16 protein-coding genes are annotated in these 17693 nt (G+C 53.5%); 10 read left to right on the forward strand and 6 right to left on the reverse strand.

Features of this window, described 5'->3' with window-relative positions:
• The first annotated feature begins 4 nt into the window (after nucleotides 1–4).
• The gene (locus ACFOSD_RS05490) at nucleotides 5–922 is read left to right on the forward strand and encodes a homoserine kinase (RefSeq protein WP_380692726.1); all 918 of its coding nucleotides are present in this window, start codon (nucleotides 5–7) and stop codon (nucleotides 920–922) included.
• A gap of 9 nt (nucleotides 923–931) precedes the next feature.
• A complete protein-coding gene (locus ACFOSD_RS05495; protein WP_380692724.1) occupies nucleotides 932–2485 on the forward strand; it encodes a diguanylate cyclase in 1554 nt (517 codons plus the stop codon).
• Here ACFOSD_RS05495 and ACFOSD_RS05500 read toward each other — a convergent pair.
• Complete coding sequence (locus tag ACFOSD_RS05500) at nucleotides 2465–2878, reverse strand: response regulator (protein ID WP_380692723.1); 414 nt, start codon at nucleotides 2876–2878, stop codon at nucleotides 2465–2467. The two genes, ACFOSD_RS05495 and ACFOSD_RS05500, sit on opposite strands and share 21 nt — an antisense overlap.
• A 132-nt stretch (nucleotides 2879–3010) precedes the next feature.
• Here ACFOSD_RS05500 and ppnN point away from each other — a divergent pair, with 132 nt between their 5' ends.
• Nucleotides 3011–4384, forward strand: coding sequence for a nucleotide 5'-monophosphate nucleosidase PpnN (ppnN, locus tag ACFOSD_RS05505; RefSeq protein ID WP_380692722.1), 1374 nt, complete (start codon nucleotides 3011–3013; stop codon nucleotides 4382–4384).
• Nucleotides 4385–4596: 212 nt separating this feature from the next.
• Here the strand turns inward: ppnN and ACFOSD_RS05510 are convergent, their stop codons facing one another.
• Entirely contained in the window at nucleotides 4597–5196 is a 600-nt protein-coding gene (locus ACFOSD_RS05510) for a pentapeptide repeat-containing protein (RefSeq protein WP_380692721.1), read from the reverse strand.
• A gap of 101 nt (nucleotides 5197–5297) precedes the next feature.
• Entirely contained in the window at nucleotides 5298–5891 is a 594-nt protein-coding gene (locus ACFOSD_RS05515; RefSeq protein ID WP_380692720.1) for a TetR/AcrR family transcriptional regulator, read from the reverse strand.
• Nucleotides 5892–6003: 112 nt separating this feature from the next.
• On the opposite strand from ACFOSD_RS05515, the gene ACFOSD_RS05520 reads away from it, so the two are divergent.
• Complete coding sequence (locus ACFOSD_RS05520; RefSeq protein WP_380692719.1) at nucleotides 6004–6759, forward strand: glucose 1-dehydrogenase; 756 nt, start codon at nucleotides 6004–6006, stop codon at nucleotides 6757–6759.
• A gap of 199 nt (nucleotides 6760–6958) precedes the next feature.
• Here the strand turns inward: ACFOSD_RS05520 and ACFOSD_RS05525 are convergent, their stop codons facing one another.
• Nucleotides 6959–7756 (reverse strand): response regulator transcription factor, encoded by a 798-nt coding sequence (locus tag ACFOSD_RS05525; protein ID WP_380692718.1) that lies wholly within the window; start codon nucleotides 7754–7756, stop codon nucleotides 6959–6961.
• Nucleotides 7757–7785: 29 nt separating this feature from the next.
• Nucleotides 7786–8340 carry a gamma carbonic anhydrase family protein gene (locus tag ACFOSD_RS05530; RefSeq protein WP_380692717.1) on the reverse strand — a complete coding sequence of 185 codons (555 nt, stop codon included), beginning with the start codon at nucleotides 8338–8340 and terminating at the stop codon, nucleotides 7786–7788.
• A gap of 293 nt (nucleotides 8341–8633) precedes the next feature.
• Here ACFOSD_RS05530 and prlC point away from each other — a divergent pair, with 293 nt between their 5' ends.
• Nucleotides 8634–10703, forward strand: coding sequence for an oligopeptidase A (gene prlC, locus ACFOSD_RS05535; RefSeq protein ID WP_380692716.1), 2070 nt, complete (start codon nucleotides 8634–8636; stop codon nucleotides 10701–10703).
• On the opposite strand, the gene ACFOSD_RS05540 is transcribed toward prlC, so the two are convergent.
• Nucleotides 10700–12577, reverse strand: a complete 1878-nt coding sequence (locus ACFOSD_RS05540) for a methyl-accepting chemotaxis protein (protein ID WP_380692715.1) — start codon at nucleotides 12575–12577, stop codon at nucleotides 10700–10702. The two genes, prlC and ACFOSD_RS05540, sit on opposite strands and share 4 nt — an antisense overlap.
• A gap of 156 nt (nucleotides 12578–12733) precedes the next feature.
• Between ACFOSD_RS05540 and ACFOSD_RS05545 the strand changes: the two genes are divergently transcribed.
• From ACFOSD_RS05545 to purE, 5 genes are all read left to right on the forward strand, one after another.
• Nucleotides 12734–13300, forward strand: a complete 567-nt coding sequence (locus ACFOSD_RS05545; RefSeq protein WP_380692713.1) for a YqgE/AlgH family protein — start codon at nucleotides 12734–12736, stop codon at nucleotides 13298–13300.
• Nucleotides 13301–13320: 20 nt separating this feature from the next.
• Nucleotides 13321–15942, forward strand: coding sequence for a phosphoenolpyruvate carboxylase (gene ppc / locus ACFOSD_RS05550; protein ID WP_380692712.1), 2622 nt, complete (start codon nucleotides 13321–13323; stop codon nucleotides 15940–15942).
• 72 nt (nucleotides 15943–16014) lie between these two features.
• Complete coding sequence (locus ACFOSD_RS05555) at nucleotides 16015–16866, forward strand: helix-turn-helix transcriptional regulator (protein WP_380692711.1); 852 nt, start codon at nucleotides 16015–16017, stop codon at nucleotides 16864–16866.
• A gap of 50 nt (nucleotides 16867–16916) precedes the next feature.
• On the forward strand, nucleotides 16917–17171 hold the full coding sequence (locus tag ACFOSD_RS05560; protein ID WP_380692709.1) for a YheV family putative metal-binding protein: 255 nt from the start codon (nucleotides 16917–16919) through the stop codon (nucleotides 17169–17171).
• 29 nt (nucleotides 17172–17200) lie between these two features.
• Nucleotides 17201–17692 carry a 5-(carboxyamino)imidazole ribonucleotide mutase gene (gene purE, locus ACFOSD_RS05565; protein WP_380692708.1) on the forward strand — a complete coding sequence of 164 codons (492 nt, stop codon included), beginning with the start codon at nucleotides 17201–17203 and terminating at the stop codon, nucleotides 17690–17692.
• Nucleotide 17693: the final 1 nt, after the last annotated feature.

A 17693-nucleotide genomic window follows, 5' to 3' on the forward strand; every position in this document is an offset into this window, starting at 1 on the left:
TTTAATGTCCGTATTCACGCCACTGACTCCGGCGCAAATTCAACCCTGGCTCAAGGCACAGGGTATTACCGAACTCATCAACATGCGCGGCATAGCCGCCGGTACCGTTAACACCAATTACTGGCTGACCACCAATGTCGGAGAATGGATTTTAACGTTAGTGGAGGACCGCCCTGCAGCTGCCGTGACGCCGGTGATGGAGTTGATGGCGGCGCTGGCTGATGCGGGTTTGAAGGTACCTGGGGTGCAGCGCTCGTTGAACGGCGACGTAGTCACAGAGTTGGCCAACAAACCTGCCACGCTGGTAACGGCTTTGCCGGGTCGACAGCCGGACATTGACCAGGACAGTTGTGCCCAAATGGGGGCTTTTTTAGGGCAATTACATCAACAGTGCTTAGACATTGCGCCTATTCCGATGAATTTTGGTCCAGCGTGGCAAGCCGACCGGATGGCGCATTGGCGGCAGCGCTTGCCCAGCGAAAAAACGCAGCATCTGGATATCAGTTGGGCGCGTATCCAACCGCTTTGGCAGCAAGAGCTTCCGATGGCGTGGACGCACGGCGATCTGTTCCCGGACAATGCCTTGTACGCCGATGGCCAGCTTTCCACGGTGATTGACTGGTATTTCGCCAGTTGGGCACCATGTCTGTGGGATCTGGCAGTGGCGGTGAATGCCTGGTGCGGCGCGCGCGCTGAACATGACCCTCTGGTCGTGGCGGTATTATCCGGCTATGGCCAACAACGGGCCTTAACCGCAGCAGAACAGGCCGCCTTCCCACGCATGCGTGAAGCCGCCGCGTTGCGGTTTTGGTTGTCCCGCTTGGATGCCGCGGCGCTCGCGCAGCAGAGTTCGGAAATCACCGTAAAATCACCGGACGAACAAGAAAATATGCTGCTAGACTTACAACACTTACATGGATAAGTGAACGCTATGACCACAGAGTCCAAACAACGTCTCCTTGATCGGGTCGGTCAATTCCGTCGCGCCGTGGTGCGGGTCAGCTTGTTTGCTGACGGACAGCAACGCGCCTTGGACGATGAGCTTGACCATCTGCGAGAGATCTTGCGTCAGCCCGAGGTGGACGATGAGACCTTTGAAGCCGCCCTTGCGGAAGCCGAAACGGTGTACGACCACTACGTGGCTGCTCGGGCGGAAGATGCACGCCGGTTGGGTAAATCCTTTGCGCGCCTGAACGATCAATTGCGCCACTACAGCCCCGATCCCACGTTCTTCGACCACCTCAGCAACGGCATTGAAGCCCGCTTGCGTAACCCGCAAGAAGTGGAGCTGTATCTCAACGAATACCGCAAAGCGCAGGGCGACCTGTTGAAAGACCTCACCAGTCTGGCGGCCGCAGAGCGCACCATTGAACGCGTAGCAAAAAACCGCAATGAGCTGGAACTGAAAGGCATCACCACCGATATTGAACAGGTCAAGCTCGATGTCTATGACTCCATTACCGATCTGGCCAACCGCATTCACCTGCCGGTCGATAAGCAACACGCCTTGCAGACCATCATTCATCAACTGACCCGCACCCTGGAATGGCCGTACCTGTTAGGGCTGTTGAATGAGTTGATTGACTTAATAGTCTCGGTACTGAACGACGAGCAGCGCGAACTTGAGCACTATTTGGAAGAGCTCAACGAACGCTTAACCTTCATTCGTGCCTCGGTACAGCGCGCCAAACAAATTCAACAGGACTTTCGTAACGACGGTAATCAACTGGATGCCCGTATCCAACAACACGTTGACTCTATCCGTAACGAAATGCACAACGCCACCAGCATGGACCAGTTGAAAACCGGCATCCAGCAAGAGCTTGATGATATCGTGCAGAGCATCGGCACCTTTATGCAGGATGCCGTGCAAAAAGAGCGCGATATGGACAATATGATGGCCGAGCTGGTAGAGGTCATTGCAGACTTAGAGCAACAGAATAAACGCATTCGCGATGCCTTTGAAAAAACCCGTCAACAAGCCATGACGGACAGCCTCACAGGGCTGCCCAACCGTACGGCGTATATGCAGAAAATAGAAGAAGAATTTGAGCGCTATCAACGCCTAGGCGCACCGTTAGCGCTCTGTGTATTGGATGTGGACTACTTCAAGCGCATTAATGACAAGTTGGGTCATACCGCGGGTGACAAAGTACTTAAGATTTTGGCCCGCCAATTACAGGCGCAATTACGGCAGTACGACTTCATCGCACGCTATGGGGGTGAAGAATTTGTTATCCTCATGCCCGGAACCGACGAGCGCGCAGCCGTCGCCGGCATGCAAAAACTCCGTCTGGCGGTCGAGAAAAGCCCGTTCCACTTCAAAGGGGAACCGGTCCCGATCACCGTATCCATTGGCTGTGCACAGTTTCAGAAGAGTGACCGCATCGTGGACGTGTTCGACCGCGCTGATGCGGCCTTGTACCGTGCCAAAGATTTAGGGCGGAATCGGGTGGAAGTAGGTTCAGTCAACGCGTCGGAATAACGCGTCGAGACATTCTTTAAACGAATCTTTGCTGAGCGGCTTGGTCAGATAATCCGTAAACGGGTTGCTTGGATGGTCGTCGAGAAATTCGTCCAAACTGAACCCGGATAGCGCTACTATGGGCATGGTCGGTTGTTGTTGGTCATTTTCCCAAGCCCGAATGGCTTTGAGCGCGCCCAATCCGTCCAGTACGGGCATATCAATATCCATCAAAATGACATCGAAACGCGCGCCCTCGGCACAGCGTTCATCCACCGCTGCTTGACCATGAGGGACAACTTTTGCGGTATGACCCAATGCCCGAACAAGGCCTTGCACCACGGCTTGATTGACCGGGTTATCCTCGGCAATCAAAACATGCAGGGTAATTTGGGGAGCTGAAACCTGTGGCATAAGCGCGTATCCTCAGGAACAATATGAAGCCATCATCCTGTGCAATATACGCATATTCAGTGGCAAATGCATGACGGCGGCAAGGTGGCCGACCATCATTGAAAACAGAATTTATTCATGGAGGGTCAAACCTTGACCGAAAAAGCAAAAATTAACGCATCCCTTTCCCCTAAGGGCAGCCTGGAAACCTTGTCGCAACGTGAAGTACAACAACTGAAGGAAACCGGCTCTGGCAGTATCTACGCGCTGTTCCGCCAGTGTGCTTTGGCGATTTTGAACACCGGTTCCGATACCGATAACGCTAAAGCCATTTTAGAGGCTTACCCGGATTTCGAGATTCGTATTCATCAGCAAGATCGAGGTATCCGCTTGGAGTTGCTGAACGCCCCGGCGGACGCTTTTGTGGACGGAGAGATGATAGCCAGTACACGGGAAATGCTGTTCAGCGCGCTGCGCGATATCGTATACACGCAGAGTGAGCTGGAAAGTAAGCGGGTCGATTTCGACTCGTCGCAAGGCATTACCGACTATGTGTTCCATTTGTTGCGCAATGCACGTACGTTGCGGCCCGGTCTGGAGCCCAAAATGGTGGTGTGTTGGGGTGGACACTCCATCAACCGCGAAGAGTACAAATACACCAAGCGAGTTGGTCATGAGTTAGGTTTGCGTGGGTTGGATATCTGCACGGGTTGTGGCCCCGGCGCCATGAAGGGGCCCATGAAAGGCGCCACCATTGCGCACGCCAAACAGCGTATTCTTGGCGGCCGCTATTTGGGGTTGACTGAGCCGGGCATCATCGCCGCCGAAGCGCCAAACCCGATTGTGAACGAATTGGTGATCCTCCCTGATATTGAAAAACGCTTGGAAGCCTTCGTGCGCGTAGGGCATGGCATCATTATCTTCCCCGGTGGCGCCGGTACCGCTGAAGAGTTGTTGTACATTTTGGGCATCTTAATGCACCCCGACAACAAGGGGCTGCCGTTCCCATTGATTCTCAGTGGCCCTGAAAGTGCAGCCAATTACTTCCAGCAATTGCATGAATTTGTGGGCGCAACTCTAGGTTACGAAGCGCAGCAACACTACAAGATCATCATCGACGATCCGGCCCGTGCCGCGCGGGAAATGGCGTTGGGTATCGAAGAGGTTACGCGTTATCGCAAAGCCCATAACGATGCATTTCACTTTAACTGGCTATTGAAAATAGCCGATGATTTTCAGCATCCATTTGACCCCACGCACGAGAACATGGCCAGCCTGAACCTGCACCGCAACCAACCTGTACATGAACTGGCCGCCCAGTTGCGGCGGGCCTTTTCGGGCATCGTCGCCGGTAACGTAAAAGACCAAGGTGTACGCCTGATTGAAGCGCATGGACCGTATGAGATCAGGGGGGATCAAGAAATCATGAAGCCTCTGGATCTTCTGCTGCAAGCCTTTGTCGCCCAGCATCGGATGAAGCTGCCCGGCGGCACGGCGTATGAGCCTTGTTATCGTGTGGTAGCGTAAACACCCTCTTTTGGTGGCGCTTAGAAGCGGTGCTGCTTATTCCTGCCGTACTGCTTCTGCTGCTTGGCGCGTGTGGAGTGCAGTAAAGGCAAAGACTTATGATCAGGTTTCCGATTGGGAAGAAAGTTTACGTTTAGTGTCTGACGGTTGTTCAGCCGAACGATAGCGCGAACAAATGTGGTAGTGCTGGTTTTACGGTATCGGATGAGTCGTTAATCAACCAACTCAATGTCCAAGCACTCCAGCAAGCTGAGCGCTTCATAGCGTGAAAACTTAGCCCCTTGCACGGGGTTTTCTAAGACATTGATGGCATAGCCGGTGGACTCACTGAAATCGACGCCTTGCAGGTTTGTCCGCATAAATACGCTGTGCGTGAAGTCGCAGTAGGTCATTGAAGACTGGGCGAAATTGCCTTCACGAAAATCAACATCCTGCAATTTGCACTCATTCAAAACCAGCTCGTTTAGGGTGAGCCCGAAGAAGGAGGAATCGTTCAATAGGCAGCGCTGAAACGTCATTTCAAAGTCTACGCGGTAAGTGGCCCAAGTGGCTTTTGTCCAGTCAACGCCCACCAACTTGCTGTCTTGGAACGCAACGCCAAAAAAGCTCGACGCAGAAAGATTCACCAAACTGAGATTGCAGCGCTCGAACGCGCAATTAACGAATTTGCAGTTCTGCAAGGAGGCACCGGAAAAGTCACAGTCTAAAAACTGACACTCTTCAAATTCGATGCCGCTGTAGCTCTCTTCGGGCAGCTCAAGCTTCTTGAAGGCAGCCTCGAAATACTGCTCACCGCTGGTAAGGTTTCTCATGGGTTCCTTTGTGTTGTTTATTGCACACTATCATCGTGTCAAAGGCTCCGTTAAGCGGTGGGTTTGATGTTTCGTGAGAAGCACACCACACCCAACTACTTTCAGAAGTTCGATACACAGTAATCAATGACTTGTTCCAACCTGCTTTGTTCAGTTCCGTTTCTAGCCATCACTGCAAGCCCAAATTGTATAGTTAGCAGATAATCAGACAGTACCTCAGGTGAAGTATTGGCTGCTAAATTACCTTTAGCTTGTTCTTCTGTAAAAAAGTGAACGAGCGAACTGGTTGAGTCTGCATTAATTCTAAGGATGGCTTGTACAGCGTTATCGGGCAAGCAGCCACTACCTGCTTCACTGGTACTGGCTGTTACAAAACAGCCGCCGGGCAAACTGGCATTCGTTACCATTTTGGCAATGGACTTCAGATAAGCTTGTACCCTTTTTTGCAAGCTGGACTTAGTGTCTAAGAGTTTATCGACATGAGGCCCCCCGTAAACATTGGCGTACTGATTTATAGCGCTAACAAACAACTCTTCCTTGTTACCAAAAGCACTGTAGAGGCTGGGTTTATTGATTCCCATCCCTTCCGTTAAATCGCTTAATGAGGTGCCACTGAAACCTTTTTCCCAGAAAATTTCCATAGCTTTAATCAGCGCATCTTCCTTATCAAATGTTCGTTGTCGACCTGCACCCATATAAACCTCACGGAACGCTGCTTTGAAGGGTTGACATTATATACCGACCAGTACAGAATGCAATTGTGTACCGATCGGTACGTAATTAAGGCAAAACATAGGAACCTTACAAATGATTGATTTAAAAGGCAAAATAGCTGTAATTACGGGTGGAAACAGTGGTATAGGCTATGCTACTGCAAGCAAGTTTAAAGAGTTGGGAGCCACCGTAGTTATAACAGGCCGGAACGCTTCAGCTCTGGATCAGGCAGCGACGGAACTGGGTGTACATGCATTGCTAGCTGACCAAGCCAATTTAAAAGATTTGGATCAGATGGTTAGCCAAGTGAAAGAGAAATTCGGCAGAGTTGATGCTCTTTTCATTAACGCTGGGGTGGCCGCATTTGCTCCGGTTGAACACATGAGTGAAGATCAATTTGATGATGTAATGAATATTAACTTCAAAGGGGCGTTCTTCACTTTACAAAAATTCTTGCCTGTATTGAACGATGGTTCGTCTGTAATCAATCTTTCATCAATTAATGCTTATACCGGAATGCCAAACACAGCGATTTATGCGGCTAGTAAAGCAGCTTTAAACTCCCTAACCCGAACGGCCGCTTACGAGCTAGCACCTAGGCGTATAAGAGTGAACTCTGTTAATCCTGGGCCTGTAAATACAGCTATTTTTGGTAAGCTTGGCATGCCAGAACAGGCGATAAATGAATTTGCCATGGCGATGCAGAATAGAATTCCATTGAAACGATTCGGTGAGCCTTTAGATATAGCAAATCTTGTTGCTTTCCTTGCATCCGATGAAGCCAGTTTTATTACTGGTGCTGAATATAACATCGATGGTGGTATAAATATAAACCCGTTACTTCAATAGGTTTAGGCGGTTTGGTGGTGGCAGTGTTGTGTAGTTCTTTCTAGTAACAGAGTTTATCGATGTATGTTTTTAACGGAGACATTTAAGCCGTTTTTGTTGCTTACATTTTAAAAACCATGCGACGAATAAGTCTGACTTGTTTAATGGGCTAAATTGGCTATTAATCGCCAGTTTCGCCCATAGATCTACATCCCTCATGCTACCCCAACAGCCGCTGCAACAGCCCGCGAATAATCGATGGCTCAAACGGCTTTTCACAGATCGCATCGACGCCCGACTGCGCGATGTTGCTCAGGTGGGTTTCGTTGGCCTCGGAACTCACCATCAAGACCGGCAGGTGGGCCATGCCAGGTTGTTGGCGCACAAATTCGGTCAGTTCGCGGCCGTCCATTTCCGGCATGTTGTAGTCGGTGAAGATCACATCGAAGGTATCTTCCATCAGGCGCTGCACGGCCTGCTTGCCGTTTTCGGCCTCGGTGAAGTTGCTGGCCCCCATTTTTTCCAAGGTGCGGCGTATGTGTTTGCGCGCCATGAAGCTGTCGTCGACGACCAGGATACGCAACTCGTGGATGTCGAAAATATCCAGCTCCAGTTCTACATCGGCTATGCTATCCAGCGTGGCACGAATGGCGCGCTGCAGAGCGTCGGCGTCGAATGGCTTGGGCAAAATGGCCAATACGCCCGATTGCCGCATGGCTTCTAAATAGGCTTTGTTGCGTTCACTCGACACCAGCATAAAGGGCTGGCTTTCGGTGGCCGGGTCTTTCCGCAGCGCAATCAGGAATTCTTCGGCGGTGCCGTCTTCCAGGTACATGGCGCTCACCACCAAATCGGGTTCCATGTCCAGAATCATCGCTTTGGCTTGCTTGAAGGTGGTGGCAGTTTCAATTTTGCGAATACCCAGCTCTTGAAAGCTGCGCATAATGATCTTTTGCTGCACGTCAGACGGTTCAATCAGCAAGAGTGATAAATCGGCAATCCCCAAATGCGAAACCATACGGTGTCTCCTTGTTGTCGATGAAACGGTTATTTAACGTGGCGTTGGTCAATTTCCGCGGCCAAATAGTCATTCTTGAGTTTCATGTAGTTTTGGGCGCTGTATTTGAAGAACGACATTTCCTTTTCGGTCAGTGGGCGCGCTTTTTTGGCCGGGCTGCCCACGTACAAATAACCGCTTTCCAAAACCTTGCCGGGTGGCACCAGCGTGCCGGCTCCCAAGATAACCCGATCAGGCACCACGGCGCCATCCAAGACGGTCACGCCAATGCCAATCAACACTTCGTTACCAATGGTGCAGCCATGTAAACAGGCTTGGTGTCCGATGGTGACGTCCTGCCCGATTAACAGCGGGTAGCCATCGGGGTTGTAGTCACTGGCGTGTGTAATGTGCAGCACCGCACCATCCTGTACTGAGGTACGATCACCGACCCGAATGCGGTGCATGTCACCGCGAATGATGGCGCCCGGCCAAACGGAGACATCGTCACCCAAGCGCACATCGCCTAAAACGAAGGCTTGCGGATCTACCATAACGGCGTCACCCAGTTGTGGGGTGTAACCGCGAAAACTGATGATGGACATGAACGTATGCACTCCTCTAAGGTTAGAAACGCGCGGCCGGGTTGAGCTTGTAAAATGGCTCACAGCCACCATAGTAATAACACGATGCGCCTTTTTAGGGTAATGGGAGCCTCTAAAAACCCCCTTTTCTCAATCTGGCTGGGTTAAAAATGCCCTCAAATGCTCATTTGCTTCAAGTAAACTGCGCGTTCTCGGCCATTTTTGCCTAGCCAGATTTTCGCCTCTGGCGTTTTTAAAGGTTCCCAAAGTCGTGTTTTGTGTTTATTCACCGATTGTATGTCTCTGGAGTCTGTATGTCTGCTCAATTGCCCGCAAAACCTGTGCTGAATCCCTTATTGGCGGGCGACGAGCTACCGCCCTTTTCGGCGATTAAAGCGGAACACATCGTACCGGCAGTGGACTATTTGATTGCCCGTAATCGGGCCTTGGTGGAAGACGTTTGCGCCAACCCAGCGTCGCCTACCTGGGCTAATACCGTAGCGCCTTTAGCGCAGGCCGACGATGAATTGAACAGTGCATTCTCGCCGGTCAGCCACTTAGCCAACGTGCAAGATTCCCCGGCGTTGCGCGATGCCTACCGTGAAGCCTTAACCATGTTGAGCAGCTACGGCACCGATATGGGCCAACACGCCGGGCTTTATGCGCGCTATGAAGCGATTAAGGCCAGCGCCGAATTTGCGCAGTTGAATGAAGAACAGCAAGCAGCCGTTGAGCATGCGTTGCGCGACTTTCGGCTGTCGGGCATTGCCTTGCCTTCGGAACAGCAGGCGGAGTTCAAACAATTGATGCAAGATTTGTCGACCTTACAAAACAAATTCTCCGAAAACGTCTTAGATGCGACGCAAGGCTGGACCAAGCACATCACCGATGAAAGCCGCCTTGCCGGGCTGCCCGCCAGTGCGCTGGATACCTTGGCCGACAATGCACGCCAAGCGGAGCTTGAGGGCTGGTTGATCACCCTAGAGTTTCCATCGTATTTGCCCATTATGACTTACGCGGATGACCGCGAATTGCGCCACGAAGTGCACCAAGCCTTTACCACGCGGGCGTCCGACCAAGGCCCCAATGCCGGTCAATGGGACAACACGACGTTAATGGGCGAAATTTTGGACAAGCGTTTGGCCGCGGCGCAATTGCTGGGATTTACGTCGTATGCGGAGTGGTCGTTGGCGACTAAAATGGCTGAAACACCCGCACAAGTGGTGGACTTTTTAACCGAACTGGCGGAGCGCAGCGTGCCGCAGGCAAAACGTGAATACGCTGAGTTGCAAGACTTTGCGGCGCGTGAATTAGGCCTCAACGAACTTGCGCCCTGGGACCTCACCTATGCCGCCGAAAAGCTGAAGGAAGCGCGTTATGCGGTGTCCGACGAGCAACTGCGACCCTATTTCCCGGTGCCTCGTGTGTTGTCCGGGCTGTTTGAAACCCTTCAGCGGCTCTATCAGGTGCGAATTGAGCCGGTTGACGAGTTCGACCGTTATCACCCCGACGCGCAGCTTTATAACCTGTACGAAGGTGACACCCTGATCGCGCGCTTTTATCTCGATCTCTATGCCCGCAAAGGTAAGCGTGGTGGCGCCTGGATGGACGATTGTCGGGTACGCTGGCAAGAAGGTGAAGCACAACAACTGCCGGTGGCCTATCTCACCTGTAATTTCACCGCCCCGGTGGACGGCAAGCCCAGCCTGTTAACGCACGACGATGTCACCACCCTGTTCCATGAATTTGGTCATGGTTTGCATCACATGTTGACGCGGGTGAATGTCGCGGCGGTCAGTGGCATCAATGGTGTGGCGTGGGATGCCGTCGAGCTGCCGTCGCAGTTTATGGAAAACTTTTGCTGGGAGCCTGAAGCCTTGGCCTTTATTTCCGGGCATGTGGATACGGGAGAGCCGTTACCGCAAGACCTGTTGGACAAAATGCTGGCGGCACGTAATTTCCAGTCTGCCATGCAGATGGTACGACAGTTGGAGTTTTCGTTGTTTGATTTCACCTTGCACGCCCGTTACCAAAGTGGCCAGTTGGCGATGGTGTGCGATATTCTGCGTGCGGTGCGGGCGCAGGTTGCTGTGGTGCCAACGGCCGATTATGCGCGCTTTGAAAACAGCTTTTCGCACATTTTCGCCGGTGGTTATGCGGCGGGCTATTACAGCTACAAATGGGCTGAAGTGCTGAGTGCCGATGCGTTCAGTCGCTTTGAAGAAGAAGGCTTATTCGCCCCGGAACCGGCGCGCGATTTCCGTGAGCAGATTCTGGCGCGCGGCGGGTCGCGTCCAGCGGCGGAATTGTTCAAGGCCTTCCGTGGCCGTGAACCAAATGTGGATGCCTTGCTGCGGCATTCCGGGATCGCGGCCGCGGCTTAAACCACAAACCGGTTCAGGTTCGCGCTCAAGTCCGTGGCCAGTTTGGCCAGGCTTTGCGCGCGTTGATCCGCCTCATGGGCGTTGGTGGCAAGGTGATCAGCCGCATCTTTAATGGTGCTGGTGATTCGGCTGATTTCATCGGTCGCTTTGTGTTGTTCACCCGATGCATTGGCGATGCGGTCAGACATGTTGTTGATCAAACCAATGGCTTCATTGATGGCGCTCAAGCTTTCGGCCACGCCCCGCGCGTTTTCCGCCGTGTCCTGTGTGACGGAAACCGACTTATCCATCATGGTGACGGCATTACCGGTCTGTGTTTGTAAGCCTTCAATCATGGTTTGAATTTCACCCGTCGCGTCATGCGTGCGCTGTGACAGGGCGCGCACTTCATCGGCTACCACCGCAAAACCGCGACCTTGCTCTCCGGCACGTGCCGCTTCAATGGCCGCGTTCAGAGCCAGTAAATTGGTCTGTTCCGCGATACCCTGGATGGTGGCGAGAATCGAGTTAATTTTCAGAGCGTGCTCATTGAGGCTTTGGATCACCGCGGTAGTTTCATGGATGCCTTGGGTGAGTTTTTCCATATTGGCGCGATTTTCTTTGGCTAAGCTCAGTCCTGCCGCTGTCGATTCCGCCGACCGGCGTGCCGCTTCGGCGGTTTCACTGGCGCTTTGGGCCACTTCGTTGGCGGTCATCGACATTTCATGAATGGCGGCAGCCACTTGCCCGATTTCGTCCTGTTGTAACAGAATTTGCTGGTTGTTTTCGCGGCTGTCGTCTTGCATGGCCGCGGCTTCGCCATCCAGCTCTGCCGAGGTAGCCCGTGCGCGACTGACCAGGCTTTGGATGGTGCCCATAAATTGGTTAAACGACTGGCTGAGTTGGCCGAGTTCATCCGCTTTGTTGTAACTCAGGCGCAGGGTTAGGTCACCCTCACCTTGTCCGATGTCGTGCATGGCATCCCGGATGGTATCGAGTGGCGCCAATAGCCAACGCAGTAAGGCAAGCGCTACGGCAAAGTAAATCGCCAGTATGATGATGGTGTTGAGCAGCGTGCCGATCAACATCCGTCGAATAGGCGCGTTGACTGCGGCTTCGTCTAATACAAAGCCTAGGCTCCAGTTGCTATCGGGAATGGCGGTAAAGGCCACCAAGCTGTTCTGGCCACCCATCGGCATAGAAACCAAGGCTGTATTCTGGCGCAGTTGGTTCAGTCGTTGTGGCGTGAGGGTGTCATTTAAAGCCCGAATGTTTTGCTCGGCAAAGGCTTCATCGGGATGCGCTAGAATGAGTCCATCGCCATCGACCAATAAACTGTAGCCACCTGTACCCAAATTGGCCGCCACGACAGTATCCACCACCGCCTGTAGCGGTACATCAGAACCTAAAACACCTCGACCGGGTACCGGGGTTGCAAAGGTGACCACATAACCACCGGATGATGCATCAATATAAGGCGGTGTAAACACGCTGCGGCCTGCATTGTTCGCTTGTTGATACCACGGGCGTGTGCGGGGATCAAAATCGGCGGGCAGTGGTTCGTCGGGAAACATGATCATCTCACCTTGCGTCGTCCCCAAGTAGGTGTAGAGGTATCCCCCGGCTTGCTGGCTAAAGGGTAAGACAGATTCCAATGCCTCACCCGCTTGGAGGCGGCGGGCAGCCGTTTCCATCAAGCGGCGGTTATCGCTCACCCAGCCAGCCACATTGCTGGACAACAAATTACCCGCTAGGGCAATTTCATTCAGCACGCTGGTGCGGGCTTGTTGGCGCAAATCAAAAAATGACGTGGCAGCCCGCACGGCAATGGCAACAAACGCCATGATCAGGACGGCCAGGAGTAGCTTGGTTTTTAAGGTGGCTTGCAGACGCATGACGGGTTTCCTCAGTCTAGAGTGGCGGTTAGACAGATCATCGAGGTATAGGTTCCTGCGAAGTATTATCGACGGTGAGAGAATGCGCCAGTTTATGACCGCACAGTGGTCGTATTACGGTGCGTAGACCCCTATACTTTGGGGGAGTCATTCGTCATGTTACCGAGGAACACTGTGCAATCGTATTTGTCGCACCATGTATTAATTGCCATGCCACAGTTAACCGATGCCTATTTTGCGCAGTCCGTCGTCTATTTGCTGCGCCACGATGCCGACGGGGCCATGGGTGTCATCATTAATAAGCCGGTAGCGATGACGCTGGCACAATTGTTTGAATCAGCCGATATCCCGCATGGCGATGTCAGTGCCGAGCCTGAATTGGTGTTTGGCGGCCCGGTGATGCGCGAGCGCGGGTTTGTGTTGCACGATACACAAGCGCATTGGGCGTCCACCTTAAACAATGAGCATTGGGGTGTTACCACGTCAAAAGATATTTTGAGTGCCATTGCGCAAGCCAACGGGCCCGCGCATTATCAAATCTGTTTGGGTTATGCGGGTTGGGAAGCCGGTCAGCTTGAGCAAGAACTGGCTGAGAATGCGTGGTTGGTGGTTCCAGCGGACACCGATCTGGTGTTCGCTACACCCCCGTATGAGCGTTATCAAACCGCGTTGGATCGGCTCGGTATTGATGTCACCCAGTTGGGTGCCGGTGGGCACGCTTAAGTTTTCGAGGAGAATCATGAATGACAGCACATAAGGTGTTACGGAAACAGGTCAAAACCCTGGGTCGCTTGCTGGGTGAAACCATTGCCCAAGCCAGTGGTGATGACTGGTTAGAACGCATTGAAGAGATTCGTGGCTGGGGCAAAGCCGCGCGCGATGGTGACCCCGGTGCTCGTACGGCCATGGCCGATTTTTTCCGCACCGCATCCGATGACGATTTACTGTTGCTGTCCCGTTCGTTTACGCAGTTTCTCAACCTGGTCAACATCGCTGAGCAACAGCACACCGTGACCCCGCAAGGGTTGGCCCATCAGCAATACCCCAACCCCATGCAGGACTTTCTGCACCGCTTACAGGACACTGGGCAAACCTTGGCCGAAAAACAGGCGGCGGTCGAAAAGTTGCATTTGGAATTGGTGCTCACCGCACACCCTACCGAAGTCACGCGACGCACCATCATCACCAAATACGGTGAGCTGGCCGGTGAGTTAGCGCATTTAAACGATGCGGCCGAGCCCCGTCAGCGTCGGCAAGCTACGCAGCGCATCAAAGAACTGGTGGCGCAGGCTTGGCACACGGCTGAGATTCGCAGCGTCCGTCCCACACCCGTGGATGAAGCGCGCTGGGGCTTTGCCGTCATTGAAAACTCGTTGTGGGATGCCGTGCCACGTTTTATGCGCGATTTGGAAGAAGACCTGGCAGAACATGACCTGCACCTAGCGCTGGATGCCCACACGTTGAGTTTCTGTTCTTGGATGGGCGGCGACCGGGACGGCAACCCTTTTGTTACGGCAAAAGTCACTGAACAGGTGCTGCTGTTGTCGCGCTGGAAAGCAGCGGAGTTGTTCGGCCAAGCGGTCGATCGTTTGGCGTCCGAGTTGTCGATGTTGGACTGCACAGACGAATTGCGCGTGTTGGCAGGTGAGGCGCGTGAACCGTATCGAGCGGTCATGAAATCGCTACGCAGCCGGTTGTACCAAGTGAAAGATGCTATTCAGGCGCGGCTGGACAACAGTGCACGGGTGGATCTCGCCGATTGTTTGCTCACCGACGAGGCCTTATTAACGCCGCTGATGGCGTGTTATGACTCGCTGGTCGCTTGCGGCATGAAAGTCATCGCCGACGGGGCATTAAAAGACACCATACGCCGCGCCCATGTATTTGGCACCGCGCTGCTACGCTTGGATGTACGTCAACACAGTGAACGCCATCGTGCCGCGCTGTCGGAGCTGACCTTGGCGCTGGGGCTGGGTGACTACGATCATTGGAGCGAAGAGGAAAAACAAGCCTTCTTGTTGCGCGAGCTGGCGAACAAACGCCCGCTGATCCCGCGTGATTGGGAACCATCGCCGGACGTGCAGGAAGTGCTGGATACCTGCCGTGTGGTCAGCCAATTCAGTGCCGATTCTTTCGGTATCTACATTATTTCCATGGCGCGTCATCCGTCCGATGTGCTCGCCGTGCAATTATTGTTGCGTGAATGTGGTGTGCGCTGGGCTATGCCGGTGGCCCCGTTGTTTGAAACGCTCGACGACCTTGAAGTCGCGCCGGAAACCATGCGCAGCTTGTTGTCGATCGAGTGGTATCGCGGGTACATTCACGGCCAGCAGCATGTGATGATCGGTTATTCCGATTCCGCCAAAGATGCTGGTGTGCTGGCGGCTTCTTGGGCGCAATACCGGGCGCAAGAAACGTTGGGGCAGTTGGCGCAAGAATTTCATATCAGCCTGACGCTGTTCCATGGTCGGGGCGGCACCATTGGGCGAGGGGGCGGCCCGGCCCATGCGGCTATTCTGTCGCAGCCACCCGGCTCGGTGGATGGCGGCTTCCGGGTAACGGAACAAGGGGAAACCATTCGCTTCAAGTTTGGCTTGCCCGAACTGGCGGTACGCAGCTTGAATCTGTACGCCAGCGCGGTGCTGGAAGCGCTGTTGTTACCACCACCCGAGCCGGAAACTGCGTGGCGCGAATTGATGAACCAGATGGCGGCGCAATCCTGCGATGCCTATCGATCGGTGGTGCGTGATCACCCCGATTTCGTGCCCTTCTTCCGTGCGGTAACGCCCGAGCAGGAGCTGGGCAAGCTGCCGCTGGGCAGTCGGCCGACCAAACGGAAGCCCGGGGGCGGCGTTGAATCGTTGCGGGCCATTCCATGGATTTTTGCCTGGTCGCAAAACCGGCTGTTGTTGCCAAGCTGGTTGGGGGCGGTGGAAGCCATCGAGGCACAACTGGGTTCCGGCAAGACGTCAACCATCGAGCAGATGAAAGACCGTTGGCCGTTTTTCTCGACCCGGCTAGCGATGCTGGAAATGGTTTTCCTGAAAACGGATGCGGCGATTTCTAGCGCCTACGCTGAGCGTTTATCGCCGCCTGAACTGTTGTACATGAATACCGAGTTACAACAACGCATGGCCAGCGATGCCAACACCTTACGGAAGTTGTTAGCCGAAGACCAACTGATGGTGAGTGATCAATGGAACCGCGACAGCATCTTACTGCGCGATCCTTATTTGGAACCCTTGCACTGGTTGCAAATTGAATTGCTCGACCGGTTAAGAAAGGCCGAGCAAAACAGTACTGTGGAGCAAGCCTTAATGGTCACCATTGGCGGCATTGCAGCGGGGATGCGCAATACGGGTTAATCGTTGGTTGAGGTGTTAGGATGGGTTTCCCTAACACCTTTAAATTTGTTCTTTAGAGGTAGAAACAGCCGTATGCCTGAGAACACGCTTACACCGGTCAGTGCGCAGATAAGAGCGGAGTTTCGTCCGAAAGCGATGAATTTTACGGCCTTCGAAGTGGGTTTGGATGCCTTATATGCCGCGAATCTGAGGCAATGCCGGTTAGCGATTGGCGTGGGTCAGGATGTGTTGGCGCGAGACCTGGGTATTTCCTTATCTCAATACCGGCGCTACGAAAGCGGCCGAGATTATATGCGCATGGGCACCACCGCCCGCTACATGATGCATACCGGCATTCCTTTCCAGTACTTCTTTTTGGGTGGCCCGTACGACTATCTGTTTTCGTCGTTAACCATTCGCTTGGATTTACTGCGGGTGCAAATGTTTGTCGGTCAACAGAATGATCGGGTCTTTACCGCGTTGATCACTCTGCTCAGTGAGCTGATGGACATTGCGCTGCCACCGCCACCGAGTGAAGACGGTTTGTATTGGCCTTCGCAGGACGAAGTGGCGGCAGAATTGCCCGGCTATTACCTCATGGTGTCGAACGGCTTACGCCATTTTCGTGAGGTGTTGGCGCTGTCGCAAGAAGACCTCGCCGAGCTGTTGTGTATCGCGCCCAGTACCCTAGGCTCTTACGAGAAAGCCAAGAATGAACCGCACTTCAACGTCATCATGGCCCTAAGGTTGTGGGCCGCGACGGGTGTTAATCCGGTTTGGTTGACCTATGGCAGCCATTTTTTCAATATGCGCCGCTTGCAACACCGGCGGATGGAATACCTGTGCCAGCTCCTTCACGCCTCACCGGTGCCGATGCTACCGTTGTTGATCCGTGCTATCGATGCCCTGACCGCATTCCGCGTGGAAAGTGGACGCTCGCGGTAACAGGGCAGACTTTGTTATACTCTGGCTCCTTTTTTACCGGTAGAGACATTATGGTCAAACGATTCATCGCAGGCGCTTTGTGTCCGTCGTGCGGCGCAGCCGATGCGTTAAGGGTTGAGCATTATACCGACGATGCAGGCGTGGCGCAGATGGCACGCGACTGTGTAGACTGCGGGTTCACCGATACCCTTGCAGCGGACCAGCCGATGACCTCTGCTGTACCGGGCACACGCATTGAACCCACGCACCGTGATGATGACCGACAGGTCGTTCGTATCATGCCCCTTACTCACCCCAAAGCTTAGGCAAAAACTAACCCATTAGGAGAAAACGCATGCAGCCACTGGTCGGCGTCATCATGGGTTCCCAATCGGATTGGGAAACAATGGAACACTGTTGCTCCACGTTGGAGTCCTTGGGTATTGCTTTTGAAGCCAAGGTGGTTTCGGCGCATCGCACACCGGATTTACTGTTTGACTACGCCGCCACGGCGTTCGATCGAGGCTTGCAGATCATCATTGCTGGGGCCGGTGGCGCAGCACATTTACCGGGCATGTGTGCCGCAAAAACACATTTGCCAGTGCTCGGTGTGCCGGTGCAATCAAAAGCCTTGAACGGCATGGACTCCTTGCTCAGCATTGTGCAAATGCCGGCGGGTATACCCACGGGCACTCTGGCTATAGGACGTGCCGGGGCGATCAATGCCGCATTGTTAGCCGCTTCCATGCTGAGCAATCAGGATGCCGAGATCCGCCAAGCTTTATTGGCATATCGGGCCGCGCAAACCGAGCGCGTGTTGGCACAACCCAATCCCGGTCAGGAATAAA

This window comes from Salinispirillum marinum, assembly GCF_042650105.1.
Classification (GTDB): domain Bacteria; phylum Pseudomonadota; class Gammaproteobacteria; order Pseudomonadales; family Natronospirillaceae; genus Salinispirillum; species Salinispirillum marinum.